Below are 16,994 nucleotides of genomic sequence, written 5' to 3' on the forward strand. Positions count from 1 at the left end.
CGTCGCCCCGGGGTCCCGGGGTCCCGCGCCGATGGGACATAGCGGCCGACGCGGGACCCCTCGTGCTGGTCCGGGCTCCGCGTTCCGCGCTCCGTGGTTCAGCCGAGCAGCAGATCCGGGGGACGAGGGTCAGTGTGCGTCGTGACCCCTCACCTCTTCGTGCCGGTGCCGGACACGACCGACCGTGACCGGCGCGGACTCGACTGTGCTCGACGTCCCGTTGGCCCATGTGCCGGTCACCCGAACACTCACCTTGTCGCCGAGATACTTTCCCGCGAGGTGGAACCGCGACCTGGTCGCGCCCGCCACCGGCTTGCCGTTCACGAGCCACTGGTAGCTGAACTTCGCATCCGGGACCCACTTGCCCGGGTCGGCAGTCACGTACCCGCCGACCTTCGGCGAGCCCTTGATGACCGGTGTGCCCGTCACCTTCAGCCGATAGTGATAGAAGGTGACGTTGCTGGGACCGTTCGGGTCCGGCTGCTCCCGGTTGAGGATGTTGAGGGTCAGACCGTTCCGTGTCTCCAGGAACGACAGGCCTTCGACCTCTTGGGCGTAGGGAACCTTGAGATTGAAGAGGACCTGGACCTCGCCGGTCGTCAGGTTGGCGCGGGAGATGTTCTTCCCGGCGTCGTTCGAGGCGAAGTACATCCAGCCGTCATGGATTTTGCCGCCCTGGGCCTGGTCGATCGTCTGCGACAGCGGGATGTATTTCTTGAACGTCCAGTCGCGCAGGTTGTAGACGGCGATCTCTGTTGCGTTGTTATAGGCCATGCCGTAAGCGAGGCCCTTGTGCGCGTCGACGGCCACCCAGCTCGCTATGTCCTGCACGCCGTGCGGCGGGTTCAGGGCAACGGCCTGGCCGGTGAAGCTCAGATGGGCGGCGTTGTAGACGGCGAACACCGGCGTGTCGTATCTGCTGCCGGTAACCGAATCGCGCGTGCTGGTGTCGAGCGAGATGTAGAGCTTGCCGTTGGCGTAGTCGATGTCGCCGATGTGGTTCAGACCCTTGTAGGCGAGCGGCGAGGGGTTGGCCAATTCGGCCGGAATGGCCGGCGAGCTCTTGAAGATGGTGTTGTACCGCATGTCCGTGATCTCCAGCCCGTTGCTGCTGGAGAAGTACCAGTGAGTGCCGTCAGTAGTGACGCCCTGGCCGCGCGAGCCCTCGGCCTCGCCGGTGAACACGTCCTTGCCGATGAGCTCCCACGTCTCGACCTCCTGCGCGGGTGCCGCTGCCACGGGCGCTGCCGCCACCGGTCCCGCCACCACGGCCGCGCCGACCACGGCGAGTCCGCCGATGAAATTCCTTCTGGTGAAACTTCCCATGATGACTCCATCTGATCTGCCGACGGACGAGCTGTCCGCTGTGTCGGACTAAGTCGTACGAGGGCGAGTTTGCGCCGCCACGGCGGCAGTGTGACCGGGCGCTTAACCTCGATTCATCAACGGCCATGAGTGCACGGGTGGGTTGCCGGTTCACCCTGTTTGTCCCACGTGATGGCGGGCCGGGCCTTCGCGTACCGCTGTGGCTGCGCCGGGGTTCCACGGCGGGGCGGTCCGTGGGTGGTCGTGCCGGAGGCGTGGCTGATGCGGGATACGGGCAAGATGCACGCCTTCCGTGCAGGGCCGGCTGAGCGCGGCCTGGACTACGTGACCGCCGTCCGGCCGGACACCAGCGCTGACCCCGGGGACTCGGTGCCGGCCGTGCCGGAGCGGGATGGGCGAATAGGGGCCCCGAGGAAGGCCGCGCTGGAGCAGGCAGGTGGACGCGCGCCAGCGCCTGGCGACGCGCCACCGAGCTTCCGGCCCGCGCCTGACGGCCGGTCACCATCCCGACGACACAGGAGAGGGCAGGACGCATCACCCTCGGGCCCGTGGATCCCGACGCCATGGACGGGGACGGCGTCGAGGCCATCGCCTCACGCGGCGAGGCCCCGGACGAGAAGACGATGCTGGATCTGCCGCGATGGAGTCGGGCACGGACTGAGACCGGGAACCGGTCACTGGTTACCGGGTCCGGTCGTAGGTACCTGGGCGGGCCCCGGCGGATTCCTTTCGCCGGGGCCCGCTGTTTCTTTGGTGTCCGGTGAACGGGAGCATCGTCCCGTTCACGTCGTCAGCCGAAGGTGAAGACCCGTACCTACGACCAGTGGCGAGGCTTCTCCCTGGTCAAGACGGTCACCGGGGAGAACTCCGCCACCCCGTACACGAGCACCCGGCAGTCCCTGTCGGCGACCCGCTACTTCCGCGGGATGAACGGCGACCTGCTGCCGGACGGCTCCACCCGCTCGGTGACCGTCGAGGACTCCGCAGGCCAAGCCATAGCCAAGGACGAGGAGGCCTTCCAGGGCCGGGTCGCCGAGACCCTCACATACACGGGGAACGGCGGCGAACTCCTCACCCGCTCCGTCGACAAACCGAAGGCCACGCTGCTCGCCTCGCGCACCCGCGGCGACGGAATCCCGCCGCTGGAGGCCTACCGCGTCCAGGACGCCGAAAGCATCTCCGTCACCCGTGCCTCGGACTCCCCGAGCGGGAACGCGACGTGGCGGACCACGAAGACCGTCACCGAGTACGAGGACGACTACGGTCTGCCGGTCCAGGTCGAGTCGCAGGGCGACACCGCGGATCCGGACGACCAGTCGTGCACCGTCATGTCGTACGTCCACAACACGGCCAAGCATCTGATCGGCCTGGACAAGCAGACGCTGACCACGGCGGGCACGTGCGCCCAGGCGGCGTCGGCGAAGGCCGAGGACTGGATCTCGGGTTCCCGTGTCGCGTACGACGGAGGGGAGTTCACCGACACACCCGTGATCGGGCAGGCCACCAAGACCTGGGACGTCAGCGGCACCGGCGGCGGCTGGACGGTCAGCGGCACGATCACCTACGACGACTACGGGCGGGTCAAGACCGCCGACGACCCCGTGGGGACGACCGACACCACCACGTACGTGCCCGACTCGGGGCAGGTGTACTCGATCGAGACGACCAACGAGCTCGGGCACACCGCCACGACATACGTGGAGCCGGGACGCGGCACCTCGCTGAAGGAGGCCGACGCCAACGGCCGTACCACCGAGTACGCCTACGACGCGCTGGGCCGTACGACGGCCACCTGGGGCGCCGCCACCGGGACCACCGCCACCACTCCGGCGGTGAAGGTCGCCTACAACACCACGATCGGCCAACCGGTGTCGGTGGTGACGTCGGCGCTGACCAGCGAGGGCATCTACGCGGACAGCGTGGTGATCTACGACGGTCTGGGCCGGGAGCGGCAGAAACAGGAGCCGGCGGTCGGCGACGGCCGGCTCATCACGGACGTGCTCTACACCAGGAACGGCACGATCGCGCAGACCAACAACGCCTACTACGCCACCGGCGAGCCGTCCTCCATACCCTTCGAGTTGGACTCGGACTCCCAGGTGCCGAACGCGACGCTGTACGCGTACGACGGACTGGGCCGGGTGCTGACGGAGACGCCGTACGAGGCGGGCGTGGCGAAGCCCCAGAAGGCGTCGAGGAACGAGTACGGCTACGACAACTCGACGGTGATCGAACCCGAGGGCGCGGCGGCGCAGCGCAGTTACTCCGACGCGCTGGGCCGCACGGTCCGGGTGGACACTTTCACGGACGCGGCCCGCAAGACCTTCCGCAGCACGAAGTACACGTACGACGCACGCGGGGACAGGGTCCTGGCGGAGGACTCCGAGGGCAACCGGTGGACCTGGGAGTACGACGCGCGTGGCCGCCAGACCGTGGCCACCGACCCCGACACCGGGACGACGAGGACGACGTACGACGTGGCGGACCGCCCCGTGACCGTGGAGAACGGGCGCGGTGTGACGGTGTGGAACAAGTACGACGTACTGTCCCGCGTCATCGAGCAGCACGAGGACGACGCCGCCGGCGAGCTCCTGACGACCACCCTGTACGACAGGCTGCCGGGCGGTCTCGGGCTGCCGACCGAGTCGACCCGGTACACGGACAAGCAGGGCTACACGACGTCCGTGACCGGTTACACGGCCGACTACCAGCCGACCGGCAAGACGGTCACGCTGCCGACGCCGCTGGCGGCCGAGTACGGGCTGAAGGAGTCGTACACCTACAGCTACGACTACTCGAAGACGGGTCTGCTGACATCCGCGACGCTGCCGGCGGTGGGCACGCTGGACAGCGAGCGACTGGTGGTCCGTTACAACGAGGACGGCCTGCCGGTCTCGACGTCCGGGGACGACTGGTACGCGGCGGAGACCACCTACTCGCCCTACGGCGAGGTGCTGCGCACGACCAGCGGCGAGCAGCCGAACCGGGTGTGGACGACGAACCTGTTCGACGAGTCGAGCGGTGAGCTGCAGCAGAGCATCGTCGACCGGGAGTCGATCAGCGACACGACGACGGTGCCCGATCACCGGGTCAACGCCCGTTCCTACGCCTACGACCCGGCCGGCAACGTCACCTCGATCGCGGACCGCGTGGACGGGGTGACGGACCGTCAGTGCTTCACCTACGACGCGCTGGGACAACTGGCCGAGGCCTGGACGGCACCGTCGGCGTGCACCGCGCCGGGCAAGACGGTCGCGGCGCCGGAGTACCCGGACGGCACGGCCAACGTCACGGCCACGGCGGACGGTTACTGGCAGTCGTACGAGTACGACGCGATGGGCAACAGGAAGAAGCTTGTCGAGCACGACCCCGGGCTCGTCGAGGGGAAGGACGCCACGACGACCTACGCGTACGGGGCCGAGGACGGCTCCCAGCCGCACACCCTCATCGGGATGTCGACCACGTACACGGCCGACAGCGGTGCGCGGGTCACGAAGGCGGCGAAGCTGACCTACAACGCCTCGGGCGACACCGAGACCCGTACCTGGGACGGCGACGAACAGGCGCTGGAGTGGACATGGGACGGGCAGGTCGCACAGGTCACCGGCTTCGGCGAGAACGGGGCGGGGGCCTGGATCGGTCTGGCGGGCAAGTGCCTGGACCTGTCGTCCTCGTCCACGACCGCCGGCACCGCGCTGCAGTTGTGGGAGTGCAACGGGACGAAGGCGCAGCAACTGCGCATCGACCGCTCGTCCTCCGGTTCCTCGGGCGATCCGGCCACGGGTGCGCTGAAGGTCCTGGGCAAGTGCGCGATGCCGAACGGCGGGGGCACCGCTGTCGGGACGGCGGTGGTGATCGCCGACTGCACCGGGGCGGCCAATCAGCAGTGGACGGCCACGTCCGACGGTGTGCTGAAGCACAAGTCGTCCGACAAGTGCCTGGACGTACCCGGCTCCAACTCGGCGAACGGCACCGATCTCCAGCTCTACACCTGCAACTCCGCCGATTCGCAGACGTGGACGCCGGACGAGCGGACAAAGTACGTGTACGACGCCTCCGGCCAGCGGCTGATGGCGATCGGCGCGAACGAGCGCACCCTGTACCTGGGCGACGCGACGGTCACGATGAACGCGGACAAGTCGCAGGCCTCGGTCGAGCGTTACTACGCGCAGCCGGGCGCGCCCACGGTGATGCGGCACGCGACCGGCAACGGTGCGGCGACGCAGTCGGTCCAGATCGCGGACCAGAACGGTACGGCGTACATCAACGTGACGCTCGCCGCGGGCAACAAGGTCCAGTTTTCCAGGACCGATCCGTTCGGCAACGAGCGTGCTGAGAGCGGCACTTGGCGCTCGGACCGCTCCTACGTGGGCGGCGACGACGACAGCGGCAGCGGCCTGGTGCATCTGGGGGCGCGGGAGTACGACCCGGTCACGGGCCGGTTCCTGTCCGCGGATCCGGTGCTGGACCTGGCCGATCCGGTGCAGATGAACGGGTACGTGTACTGCGAGAACAATCCGGTGACCTTCGCGGACCCGTCGGGTCTGGCCTCGGAGAGTGCCGGCGGCGGGGGTGACGGCGGCCCGTCGGCGGGCGACGAGGCGTGGGCGAAGCAGCAGTTGAACACGTCTCTGTCGGACATCATCCTGTCCGTCGGCTGGGCCGCGCTGAAGGAGTTCGTCGGCTGGAACGACGTGGTGGGCTGCTTCTCCCGGGGTGATCTGTGGGCGTGCGGCAGCCTGTTCGTCCAGGCCATCCCGTGGACCAAGGTCTTCAAGATCCCCTCGATCCTCAAGGCGGCTGCCCGGATCGCCGGGGCCGTCAACGCCTGGATGAAGGCCAAGGAGAAGGCCCGCAAGATCATCGAGTTGGCGCGGAAGGCCCGGGAGCTGGCCCAGAAGGCCAAGGAGGCGAAGAAGCGGGCGGCAGCTCTGGCCGCACAGATAAGGAAGAAGGCGCAGCAGGCCGCCACGAGACAGACGAAGAAGGCCGCGCAGAAGACAGGCAACGCGGTCCAGAAGACGAAGAAGGCGGCGGCCGCGAAGCCTGCCGCCAAACCGCAGGCAAGCAAACAGTCGCCCGGCGGCGGCGCGGGCTGCCCGATCAACAACAGCTTCACGCCCGGCACGTTGGTCCTGATGGCCGACGGCACCACCAAGCCGATCGAGGACGTCGAGAACGGCGACAAAGGTCCTGGCCACCGACCCCGAAACCGGCGAGACCGCGGTGGAGACGGTCACGGCGGAGATCAGCGGGGAGGGCGTCAAGCACCTCGTCAAGGTGAGCGTCGACACCGACGGCGACCAGGGTGATCAGACAGCGACGATCACCGCGACCGAGGGCCACCCCTTCTGGGTCCCCGAACTGAACGAGTGGGTCGATGCCACCGCCCTGAGGCCGGGCCAATGGCTCCGCACCAGCGCCGGCACCCACGTCCAGGTCACCGCGCTTGAGCGCTGGACGACGCAGCAGGCCACTGTTCACAACCTCACCGTCAGCGATCTGCACACGTACTATGTGCTGGCAGGGGCTACGCCCGTCCTGGTTCACAACTGCAATGTCAGACTGACTCAGGAGGAAGCCGATACCCTGCAAATAGGGCCCCACGCTAATGAGTCCGTTCCTGCGACGGGACCTGTGGTAACACCTGAACAGAGTGCGGCGATGCAGGGGAAGGTTTGCCACACATGTGGCGGAAGGACTCCGACGATGATCGGAGATCACCAGCCGCAGTCCGGGATTGGACCCACCAGTCTGCCGAGGAACCTGTTCCCGCATTGTCAGGTTTGCAGCGACACGCAGTCTGTCGCGGTACAGAAGGCTCAGCAGATACTCCGGAATCACGGATATCATGATCCGACCTTCCCGGGGCTGCCCGGCATACCCAGTGCCGTAGAAAAGTTGGCGGAGCTTCTTCCTGGCCACACGGTTTAGTTGGAATCTGCGACTGGTCGGCTACATGTCGGCCAGGCGCGCTCTATGTCAAGGAGGTGGCAGGTGCTGATTGGTAGCGCGGATATCTATCTAAACCATCGCGTAGTTCGCATCGGATCCAACGAGGTTCCGGCAGCGGCTTCCCCGCTTGGCGGCGCACCCGTGGCGGTATCTGACAGCCATATCCACGTGGCGGCGAGGGCGCAGGCCGGGCTGGTGCGCGTCAAATTGTGGAACAAGATCGGGCCGGTGAGGGGCGCAGTCGTCTTTGACGGAGAGATCTCGCTTGCTGATGGTTGCATCGCGGTTGGAGACATCCTCAATGTGTCCAGCTTCGTCCAGAATTTCGGGTCTGCCGGGTTGCATCGCATGCGAGTCTCGGTCGACGATCCGGGAAATGCGTCGCGTGTTGATGTGATCCTGAATCCTGGCGGGAGTCTTATTTCCCTGATGAGTGTTGATGGCCACGCGATTCCGTATGAGTGGACAGCTGGTGAAGCAGCGATCGGGAGATTCGACGAGTTGGGGCTGGTGCTGTCTTCGCATGACCTTCCGCTCGGCCGCCTATCTGCAGCCTTGAAGATTGTCCTGATCGCACACAAAGAAGGGGAAGTAGGCAGCAGGGAATACCTCCGCAATTTCGGAATTCGCATGGTTGTCGAATGGCTGCGGTGGCTGCGTGATGACATTTCCGAGGCGACTGCATCAGAGGTGGGCCGTGACATCTCGGTAAGGTTGCGCGACCTATCCGGCCTCGAATCAGATGACAATATAAGTCGTTTGGCGTCCAGAGTTCTTGAATCGCTGAATCGGGTCTAGTAGTTGCTAGCGATTGCAAAAAGCAGCCCCGTCAGGTGCGTCCTGGCGGGGCTGCTGCACGCTGCTCGACCTCCTGCAAGCCGATCGCCGATTCCAGCGCCCTCTGCATCCCCACTGCGGGGTACGGGGCCCCCGACGCCGATCCGGGCGGGCCATGGCGATTCATCAGCGGACGATCCCCCAGCCCCATGACCGAGCTGGGGTGGAAGTCGGTGGGCGTGCTGGAACTCACCGCGCTGCCCAGCATCGACGAAGCGCGCTGGGTTTCCTGGGTCCGGGAAGCCGACGTCCTGCTGGTCAATGGCGGCGACGCGCTGTACCTGGGCCACTGGATGCGGGAATCAGGGCTGGCTGAACTCCTGCCGTCGCTGCCCGACACGGTTTATGAGGGGCTCAGTGCCGGGAGCTTGGTGATGACCCCCCGTATCGGGGAGGAACTTCGTGGGCTGGAAGCCGCCCACCGGCGGCGACGGCGCGCTGGGCCTGGTTGATTTTTCGATCTTCCCGCACCTGGATCATCCGGCTTGTCCGGAGAACACCATGGCCGAGGCAGAACGATGGGCGGCCGGGATGGCGGGTCCGGCGTACGCGATTGACGAGCAGACCGCCATCAAGGTGGTCGACGACGCCGCCGAGGTGGTTTCCGAGGGCCACTGGAAGCTGTTCAACCCGACCTCATGAGGCGTCCTTCCGTAGCGTGTTCGTGGCGCAGTGCGGTGTAGCAGGTGGCTTCAGCAGTGAACCGTTGGTCGGTCCTCCCCGTACCGACCCTCGTCGTAGGAGTACAGGAATCCAGCGCCTTCGCCTCGCCGACCGGTGAACGGCTCAACCCGAACACCCGCCACCACATGTAGGAGGCGCTGCTGGAGGCGGCCGGGCTGAGGGTCGGCCGACTGCACGACGTCCGTCGCACTGCCAGCGCTCTTCTGCTGATCCTTCGGGGCTCAGGCACCGTCGTGGACGCGATCATGGTCCGGGAGCCTGGCCAGTCGGCCCGGATGCGCCGCCGGTACCAGCACCGCTGACCAACCGCGTCCTCAGGGACACGGCCGACAAGGTCGGCGGACTGCTCGGGATCAGGGCGGACCAGCAGCCGCCCGCCGACTGGTCTCGGCAACTGCAACCCCAAACGTTGAAGGGCTCCGCTGCAGGCAGCGGAGCCCTTCAACGTATTGCCCGGTGAGAGCAATGGCGGAGGATACGAGATTCGAACTCGTGAGGGGTTGCCCCCAACACGCTTTCCAACTGTTCGTCCGGCGGTTCACGGTGGTTCGCGGGCGTCCTGACCTGGGGCCGACGGTTCGATTGCCAGGATTCGGACGGTACTGAACGGGGGTGAATGCAACTGGAACTGCAACTGCCGAACAGCACGTTCTCCCTGATCACGGCCATCGTTGGGGTCACGCGCACCTTGGGCGGAGGACGAGACCAGACGAAGGCTGCCTCCACAATCGTTGGACAGCTTCCGATGGTGTTCGCAGACTGTCTTCCAGGGCTTGAGCCGCTCGGGCAAGTACGTCACCGCACGCGGCTCCGTACCTGATGCAGAATCCCGTCGATCGCGCGCCGGTAATGAGGCCACGGGCTGCAACGCGTGTCGCCGACCGGAATGAGCGGATGCAGCGGTTCCCGCTTCGTATCAGTCAGATCACTCTGCCCGTGCCCGCATCAACGACGCCGAGCACGGAGTGGTCCCATTGTCTGCTGGACAGTTCTATGCCGGTATGAGGGAAGGTCCCATGGAACGGCACGTATGCCACCTCTGTCAGCGCGGCCCGGGGCGTGACCTCACTTCACGCCCCGGACTGCTTGGCCAAGGCGTACGGCTCTGACTCGTCTGTGCCAGGTGCGAACGCCTCTCCCGTGCTCGACCGGTGGTCCCCACCGTGGCCATACGGCAGGACGCACGGCAGCATCCCGCTGTAGGCCGGGTTCCCTTCACCGCATCCGTAGAGGTACGGCTCGGCGCCCGCCTCGCGGATGGCTGCGTGGGCTGCTGCCGACACACTGCGGGCCATGGCCGGCACGTCCTGCGCGTGTTGGAGTGCCACCCGCACCGACACCTGCACCATCTCGCTGCACGTCTCAACGGAGAAAGTGGGAGCCGGGGGCGGCGTGCGTTCCGCCTTGGCAGCCTCGACTTCCCGCCGTGCAGCTAGGCGTTCCTCCCAGTCTGCGTCTGCCTTCGCCTTGGCCGCTGGGTCGTGGGGGCGGTCGCCCTTGCGGGCCTCGGCGAGCAGGGTGCGCGCCGCGCGGAGCTGCGGTAAGAACGCCTCGATGTCCGCAATGAACCGGTCGGTCTGCTCCTGATCCAGCTCGTAGGAATCACCGCCGGTCCAGATCCATAGCTCGGTGTGAATGCCGAACACGTCGGGCTCGCCATTGGAGGTGGTGACGTGGGCGGTGAGGAACGGCTCGGTATTGCCGTCGTGGTTCTGGGTCTCCAGCGACGGGATGATCGCCGGGGCTGCCTGGTGCCACTCGGCGGTTGCGCCGGGGCCGCTGTGGTCCATGGTGCACCACGGCATGCAGCAGTAGGTGGCCATCCACTCCGGGCCGCGCTCAGCCGCCGTCAGGACGGTGGTGTGCTCAGCGGGCGTCGCCGTTAACTCCTGGGCGATGCTATGCATAGTGGTACTCGTTTCTACTCGGTCGTGGACGTATTGGCGTGCTGCTGGACAGACGCCCCCGGCCGGACTCCGGGAGCGGCGGACCCTTCGGGAAGCAGCCCGAGGAAGCGGTGAAGGCCGGTTGTATGAGGGGTACGGCGGTGGCCAAGCCGGATACCCCTACCGGCGGCTGGCTCTCGGCAGAGAAGTGGTGGGTGGCGAGTTCGGCGAGAGGGAATGCCCCTCCGACGGTCGACCAGAGCCGGGCCACGGACGGCAATCCGCGAATACCTGCGATCGTCAGCGCTGCTGGGCTGGGCACGCAGACTCCTGCTTCCTGTCGATCACCGGCTGATGTTTCCGCCGCCACCCACAACGCCCGTTGTTGGCCAGCAGGAATGGCCGCGACCGCTCCCGCTCGGCATCCGTCAGATCACCCGCCTCATGACCACACCAACGAGTCGGGCAACAACTAGTCACATGATCGACAAGGCAGGTTGTAGGTGAGCGACGGCGTGGCGCGCGCCACCATGCGCAGAACGCCCGATGGTCATTGCGTGCCAGCAGCAGAGACGGGGCGCCCTTCAGACTGGAAACCCACCCACCAGGGCGCGACGGTCCCCCGAGACCGGACCTTGACCCTCTTCAAGGATTTGCGCGACGGCCTTCCTCCTGATGGCCAGATAGGTCCTCTGGCACGACAGCTCCCTCGGGATGACCATGCTCTGGGGGTGGTACGAGTGACTCGTCCGTGGGTGCGCCGTAACATCGGTGAGCAGCGTTTGTGGGTGTGGATGCCCTTCCAGGGTGGCTCAAACCGGCGGTGGATCAAGGAAGAACTCGGGGCGCGTGTACGTCCCGAGTGGAATGGCGACGCGAGCCCGCGGCGCTGGGAGATCGCCCGTCCGCACCTTCGGACGATTGTGGAGGCCCTGGCTGACCGGTTCGGTGAGGTCGAGGTGATCCTTCAGTTCGTTACGACGGAACGCTGCGACACCCGTTGCCAGGAGGCGACGGGGGATGACTGCGAGTGCTCCTGCCTCGGCGTGAATCATGGTGGTGCCGCCTACTGGCGCAAGTGGATTCTCGTCGGTGACACGACACTCGTCGATGTGGACCGGCGCGAGCGACGGTTGTTGGTGCGGCACCAGCCATGACTGCACAGCCGACTCAGTTGGCTGTCTTCCAGGAGGCATATCGGCGTGGGCAGTCCTGCAGGACGAGGTGACAACACGTGCCGGACGAAGGCCGGTCTCGCGGAGAGAACGGCGCCGCCGCTCCAAGGCTTGCGCGACCCAGTGCTGCAAAGGCTGATCGTCGTTCACTCCGCTCCTTCTGCCAGCTGGTTGGACCAGGTCCTGGCCTTCTGCTTGTTCACGCAGCCGAACCACGGCGTCCGCGAGTGAACTGGGCAAAGAAGCAGGACAACGATCTATGCGGCCAAGCGGCTGCTTGAAGAGGAGCTTGGTTAGTCACCCTCCCCTCCATCTGTGGCTCGGAGGGAGGGGAGGGCTCGTGACACCTCTACGTGCACCGGTGTAGGTCCTGCCGCCCCGCATCTGTCCCAGACAATCCGAGAAAACCTCTGCGGGAACGGCTGCAGGTAGATCAGACTCTCTTCATGCGCACACTTACGTTGGACCTCTGGCTTGATGCTCCTGGCGTTGACTACAGCGACTTCGGTTCAATGGATTCAATTTTTGAGTACGATATCGTTTTCTGGGATCCAGCGAATACGCTGGAAACATACAATTTTGAACCTGGGAAAACCCACTATAAGGGAGCCCCAAGGCTCGATAGTCATGACTCTGTGAGGATCTTGAAAGATATTCAGCGGCGACGTAAGGAGTTTTCAGAGTTTCTCGCGATGGGGCGAACTCTGGTAATTTTCGGCGCCCCGCCTCAAGAGTTCTATTATGACACCGGAAAGCGGGAGAAGAGCGGGACGGGCAGGAATCAACAAGTCACTGTGCTTCTAGATTCCAGCAGCCTACTTGAGGCGCTGCCTGTCGAGATCGAGATGTCCGCTGCGCGCGGTCAGGGGATTTCTCCTAAACATAGTGGGTTCCGCTCTATTTGGAGGGCACACAAGGACCGCTGGCGATACAGGGTCGTTTTTGACAAGTATGCCGGGGACTCGATTGCTGTAGTTGAGGGCACGAATAAGTGCATCGCTTCCATTTTGAGATATGACGCAGGAGGGATCCTCCTTTTCCTGCCGGATCTTGAGGAGTTGGATTCGCCGGAGGTTGTGGACGGGGACGTCAAGGTCGATCCAGCTTCTGAAACTTCGGAGAGTCAATCGACTTCCGCCGCAGAGGTGATTGAGGAATTGATTGACCCTGCCGCGGTGGATCTAATTTCCTGGGTAAAGTCACTGGGTGTTCTGCATGGGCAAAGTATTCCGCCCTGGCTGGAAAGATGTGAGTTTCCAGAAGATGTCGAGAATGCAGAACACGTTAAAAGAATCAAGGAAGATATTCTTGCCCTCAAGCAAAGGCTTGAGGAGCTGGAGGTGGAGAGTGATAACTCCAGGCAGTGGAAGCAATTGATTTACGCCCAAGGCGTCCCCTTGGAGAGACAAGCCATGCAGGCTTTTGAAGCTATCGGTTTCGAGTCCCAGCAAGGACCCGAAGGAAGGGCCGATATACTTCTGCGCAAGAATGGGGTTCGTGCGGTAGTTGAAGTCAAAGGGGTTTCGAAGAGTGCAGCGGAGAAGAACGCGGCTCAACTAGAGAAATGGGTATCCGAAGAAATCGTCGACGGTGAATCGAAGGTGAAAGGGATACTGTTGGTGAACGCATGGCGAGAGATTGCGCCGGATGTCAGGAGTGAGCCAGCATTCCCTTCGCAAATGGTCGATTTTAGCGTCAGGCGCGAGCACTGTCTGATGACTGGCGGCCAGCTTCTTGCCATGGTGCGAGCGTGCATGGCTAATCCCAGCCGAGCCGATTCCATCGCTAGCGAGATATTGCAGACCGTGGGAGTGCTCGAGGGCTGGGATGACCCTGGTTTTCTGCTCAGTGGGGCGAAAACTGTGTAAGTGCCTACTATATCCCCGCCGGTCAAGAACTTCGGTGCTGGCTCTGCCGGGTGCGGTGGCAAGGCGGTGAAGCCCCCAAGATCTCCCTGGGGGCCTCTAGTCGACTGTACATTCGGCAAAATTCGAACACGAACCTTCTGATCCGTAGGCGGGTGCACTGGCGCGACCGATCTCTTAAGCGCGAGAAGGCCGAGCCTGCGAGGTGCCCCTGCGAGTCTGCTGCGGCGTGTCGCTGTGCGCCTCTGTGATGTCCGCTACTGATGTCACTTGGGAGGACTGGCGCCCCGGTTACTGTGACTCTGATCGAGGTGCTGATGTTGGAGAGTTGGCAATTGTTGGAGGGCGCAGTTCGTTCTGCTGCCCTTGGCCGAACCAGTAGCCGATGATGGCCCCAGCAATCCCTGTGACGGGGGTCACATAGAGGCTGAAGTCCTTCGCGGCAACGCCAGCAATCATGGCGACCCAGGGGGAGGCAATGATCGCAAACACCACGGCAACCAGCGCCCAGCCCCGAACGCCTTCCGCGCGCCGGATCAGTCCGGACTGTTCGAAGGTGAGATCCGCCCGGTGCTTTCGATCTGCGAGTTCAACTTCCCAGCGACGCTCGATTTCTCGAAAACGAAATTCGGCGTCGAACTCCTCGGGGGTCTCTGGGCGCTTACCCAAATGAAAAGTGTGCCCTTTGCTCTCATCCGCGAACCGCTGCTTCTCTTCCGTTAGGGCAGTCACGCGTTCAGTGAGTGCCTCTATCTCATCTTTCTGGTGTACGTATAGGCGGAAACTACTTTCTTGCTTCTTGAGCAAAAGGCGATACTCGGTAATCCAGTCCTGATTGGATTTAGGTGCCCTCCCCATCTGCCATTCGTGAGTTTCCCCGTCAATCGAAAATCCTTCTGGGCTGATCTCGGACACGTGCCTCCCCCTCCTAAGGCATACAGTGCCGATACCGTACATGCCCGAATGAGCTTTTGCTGGCGTTACCGCTTTGGGGGTGTTCTAAGCGGATCGTTTATGCTTGCTGACCTCGAATTTTCGACGTCAGGCGACCCGTTCGGGGGCGTCGGCTATGTAAAGCTACGTTTTGCGGCATGTGTGTGTCGCTGCGCAAGCCACTCTGAGGCCCTCGGGCCACCGTTGACCGCAACGCCCTGACGGACGGTCCGGACGTGCTGGAAGCCCTGGCGCAGATAGTACGACTGCAAGGCGGCGTTGGTTGTCCAGGCGTCTAGCCTGAGCACTTTGCACCCGCACGATGGCTACGATCCTCTGCCCAATCGAGTGGCTGCCCTCCAAGGTTCTGCCCAGGCATTGTTCTGTTGCACGTACGGCACGGCCGGCTGTTCCCTGGGGGCTGCGTCGTTGCTTCGGAGGACGCGGTCGCTGGCGCGTATCGCGGCCGCCACCTCGTCCTGTAGATCGGCGGGGAAGGCGCCGGCGCCGAGGGCGCAGGCACGGACGAGGGCACGGCAGTCCTGCGTCTCTCGATTGGTCGCGAGGGCGGTGAACGGGGGGTGCGCGAGGAGCTCGCGGGCGGCGTATCCGTCGGTCGTCTTCGTTGCCCGGCGGTGGAGATCCGCGACTACCGAGCGTGTGGCCGGGTGCTCGGGGGAGGCGATCGTGTCCAGCACCGTGAGGCCGAGCCGGGTGTTGAAGACGGTCATGTCCGGATCGTCCGCGCGGTTGAGGTAGGTGGCCACCAGGTCGTGCAGATGATGGTGGAGTGGTCGGCCGGCGGCCCGGTGGGTCAGTGCGGTCAGGCAGTTCGTGACGGCGTCCTCCCATGGCTCCCCGGGCTCTGTGCGGGCCAGGAGGTCCTCGGCGGCGGGAGCGTCGCCGGCGGTGAGAGCGGCGAGGACGGCGACTTGGCGGCCGTCGAGCATCCGCTGTCCGACGCCGCGGTGTTCCTTGACGTGGACGAGCGCTTCGGCCCAGCGGCCGGTGGTGGTCAGGGCGCGTGTGCCGTCGGCGAGGAGGACCCGCCATAGCCAGGCGCGGATCTCGTGCCGGTCCTCCGGCGCGGCGGTGAGATCGGCCGGGACGTGGATGTCCTCGACGTAGGTGCTGGTGCCGGTGCTGACGCTGTTGTAGAGGGCGAGGAGATGACGGCGGCCGTCGTCGGCGTGCCCGGCTCGGATCTGGAGGCGCGCGAGGTTGACGACGGGTTCGAGGGCTCGGACCGCGGTCACGCCCGGCAGGGGGCAGTAGCGGAGGTAGGCCACGGCGTGTTGGTAGCACATTGTGCGTGCCAGCTCCGGCGCACCAATGTCGGACGCGACGAGGGCGGCCTGGTTGTAGACCGTGGAGGCCACGATCGCGTCGCCCTGCTTCACTGCGGTGTTGGCGAGTTCGGTCAGCGCTTGCACGCGCTGGGGCAGGGGGAGGCAGGTGGGGCGGGGGCGAGCGACGAGTGGGAAGCGCTGGGCTACGGAGTCAGGGAGCTTCCACACGGTCTGCGGTTCCCCTCTCGGCGGTCGGGTCCGGGCCGAAGATGACCGTCTTGGCGGCGGCCGTGAGTGTGGCTTGTGTGGTGTAGGGCAGGCCGATTCGGTTCCAGGCGAAGATCACGTGGTGGGCCAGGACGTCCCGCAGGCCACGGTGGAGTTGCCCGGATGCTGTGAGGTCGGCCAGTTCACTTCCCGCGTCGACGTAGGCGCGGGCCCAACCGGCAGGGCGAGCAAGCGGTCCGCCGGGCTGCATCGCGTACCGCGGGTCCACGGAGAGCAGGCGGCGTACGGCGGTGTGCAACTGGTCGTGGTTGTCCCGTTCGGTGCCGGGGGGTAGGGGGCGGTGGTTGGCGACGCGGGCCCAGACGTCGCCCTGCTCGTACCAGTCCAGTCCCGCGGAGCGCATCATGAGGCTGCACAGCATGAGGGATGTCTCGCGGCGGTGTTGGCCAACTTCGCTCTGGAGGAAGTCGATGATGCTGCGACTGTCGCGGTGGAAGAGGCGGTGTGCGGACGCCATGGCTTCGGGACCGCCGAAGGCGTGGACCTCGGGTTCGTAGATGATCTCCGTCCATCTTTCGATATGCCCCTCGGTCTTCAGCCCGTCGAGGCCCTGGCCGATGCGGCTCTGCCCGTCGGTAGTGGGCTGGTAGCGCACGCGCCAGCAGGGTTGCTTGCGGACGATGAACCACGCGGTGAGGGCGCCTTCGTCCTCTGCGGCGCGTAGAAGCGGGGCGAGTTTGGCCAAGGCGGTGATCTCGGCGCGTTCCCAGTTCCGGAAGGCGACGTTCACCTGGCGCCAGGTGGGTGGGTTCATGG

12 protein-coding genes and 1 pseudogene are annotated in these 16,994 nt (G+C 65.1%); 7 read left to right on the forward strand and 6 right to left on the reverse strand.

Annotation, left to right across the window (positions count from 1 at the left end):
• Positions 1–129: 129 nt before the first annotated feature.
• Positions 130–1,284 carry a hypothetical protein gene (locus ACFV6H_RS20935; RefSeq protein WP_385544129.1) on the reverse strand — a complete coding sequence of 385 codons (1,155 nt, stop codon included), beginning with the start codon at positions 1,282–1,284 and terminating at the stop codon, positions 130–132.
• An 842-nt stretch (positions 1,285–2,126) separates the two neighbouring features.
• On the opposite strand from ACFV6H_RS20935, the gene ACFV6H_RS20940 reads away from it, so the two are divergent.
• From ACFV6H_RS20940 to ACFV6H_RS20960, 5 genes are all read left to right on the forward strand, one after another.
• Positions 2,127–6,638: a ricin-type beta-trefoil lectin domain protein gene (locus ACFV6H_RS20940; RefSeq protein WP_385544132.1), complete on the forward strand. Its 4,512-nt coding sequence runs from the start codon at positions 2,127–2,129 to the stop codon at positions 6,636–6,638.
• On the forward strand, positions 6,553–7,260 hold the full coding sequence (locus tag ACFV6H_RS20945; RefSeq protein ID WP_385544135.1) for a polymorphic toxin-type HINT domain-containing protein: 708 nt from the start codon (positions 6,553–6,555) through the stop codon (positions 7,258–7,260). The genes ACFV6H_RS20940 and ACFV6H_RS20945 overlap by 86 nt, the downstream gene beginning before the upstream one ends.
• A 63-nt stretch (positions 7,261–7,323) precedes the next feature.
• Positions 7,324–8,079, forward strand: coding sequence for a hypothetical protein (locus ACFV6H_RS20950; protein WP_385544138.1), 756 nt, complete (start codon positions 7,324–7,326; stop codon positions 8,077–8,079).
• 188 nt (positions 8,080–8,267) lie between these two features.
• Positions 8,268–8,570 (forward strand): Type 1 glutamine amidotransferase-like domain-containing protein, encoded by a 303-nt coding sequence (locus ACFV6H_RS20955; RefSeq protein ID WP_385544140.1) that lies wholly within the window; start codon positions 8,268–8,270, stop codon positions 8,568–8,570.
• Positions 8,521–8,760, forward strand: a complete 240-nt coding sequence (locus ACFV6H_RS20960; protein ID WP_385544143.1) for a Type 1 glutamine amidotransferase-like domain-containing protein — start codon at positions 8,521–8,523, stop codon at positions 8,758–8,760. Before ACFV6H_RS20955 ends, ACFV6H_RS20960 begins: the two co-directional genes overlap by 50 nt.
• Before the next feature lie 1,112 nt (positions 8,761–9,872).
• Here ACFV6H_RS20960 and ACFV6H_RS20965 read toward each other — a convergent pair.
• A complete protein-coding gene (locus ACFV6H_RS20965) occupies positions 9,873–10,709 on the reverse strand; it encodes a DUF6907 domain-containing protein (RefSeq protein ID WP_385544146.1) in 837 nt (278 codons plus the stop codon).
• Positions 10,710–11,443: 734 nt separating this feature from the next.
• Here ACFV6H_RS20965 and ACFV6H_RS20970 point away from each other — a divergent pair.
• Together ACFV6H_RS20970 and ACFV6H_RS20975 are read left to right on the forward strand one after the other, a co-directional pair.
• Positions 11,444–11,845, forward strand: coding sequence for a hypothetical protein (locus tag ACFV6H_RS20970; protein ID WP_384983721.1), 402 nt, complete (start codon positions 11,444–11,446; stop codon positions 11,843–11,845).
• Between the two features lie 464 nt (positions 11,846–12,309).
• A complete protein-coding gene (locus ACFV6H_RS20975) occupies positions 12,310–13,731 on the forward strand; it encodes a hypothetical protein (RefSeq protein WP_385544149.1) in 1,422 nt (473 codons plus the stop codon).
• 288 nt (positions 13,732–14,019) lie between these two features.
• Here ACFV6H_RS20975 and ACFV6H_RS20980 read toward each other — a convergent pair whose 3' ends face one another.
• The 4 genes and pseudogenes from ACFV6H_RS20980 to ACFV6H_RS20995 form a co-directional block, all read right to left on the reverse strand.
• Positions 14,020–14,643 carry a hypothetical protein gene (locus ACFV6H_RS20980; RefSeq protein ID WP_385544152.1) on the reverse strand — a complete coding sequence of 208 codons (624 nt, stop codon included), beginning with the start codon at positions 14,641–14,643 and terminating at the stop codon, positions 14,020–14,022.
• A gap of 152 nt (positions 14,644–14,795) precedes the next feature.
• Positions 14,796–15,055: pseudogene (locus ACFV6H_RS20985) on the reverse strand (GNAT family N-acetyltransferase); the annotation flags it as partial.
• Complete coding sequence (locus tag ACFV6H_RS20990; RefSeq protein ID WP_385544155.1) at positions 14,988–16,094, reverse strand: hypothetical protein; 1,107 nt, start codon at positions 16,092–16,094, stop codon at positions 14,988–14,990. The pseudogene ACFV6H_RS20985 and the gene ACFV6H_RS20990, both read right to left, overlap by 68 nt.
• Positions 16,095–16,161: 67 nt before the next feature.
• Positions 16,162–16,992 carry a thiopeptide-type bacteriocin biosynthesis protein gene (locus ACFV6H_RS20995; RefSeq protein ID WP_385544158.1) on the reverse strand — a complete coding sequence of 277 codons (831 nt, stop codon included), beginning with the start codon at positions 16,990–16,992 and terminating at the stop codon, positions 16,162–16,164.
• Positions 16,993–16,994 lie beyond the last annotated feature (2 nt).

Source organism: Streptomyces sp. NPDC059743, from assembly GCF_042732975.1.
Lineage (GTDB): Bacteria > Actinomycetota > Actinomycetes > Streptomycetales > Streptomycetaceae > Streptomyces.

Coding starts and splice junctions, on each gene's coding strand:
- ACFV6H_RS20955 (WP_385544140.1), top strand. CDS start 8,268: ATGACCGAGCTGGGGTGGAAGTCGGTGGGCGTGCTGGAACTCACCGCG.
- ACFV6H_RS20965 (WP_385544146.1), bottom strand. CDS start 10,709: ATGCATAGCATCGCCCAGGAGTTAACGGCGACGCCCGCTGAGCACACC.
- ACFV6H_RS20975 (WP_385544149.1), top strand. CDS start 12,310: ATGCGCACACTTACGTTGGACCTCTGGCTTGATGCTCCTGGCGTTGAC.
- ACFV6H_RS20995 (WP_385544158.1), bottom strand. CDS start 16,992: ATGAACCCACCCACCTGGCGCCAGGTGAACGTCGCCTTCCGGAACTGG.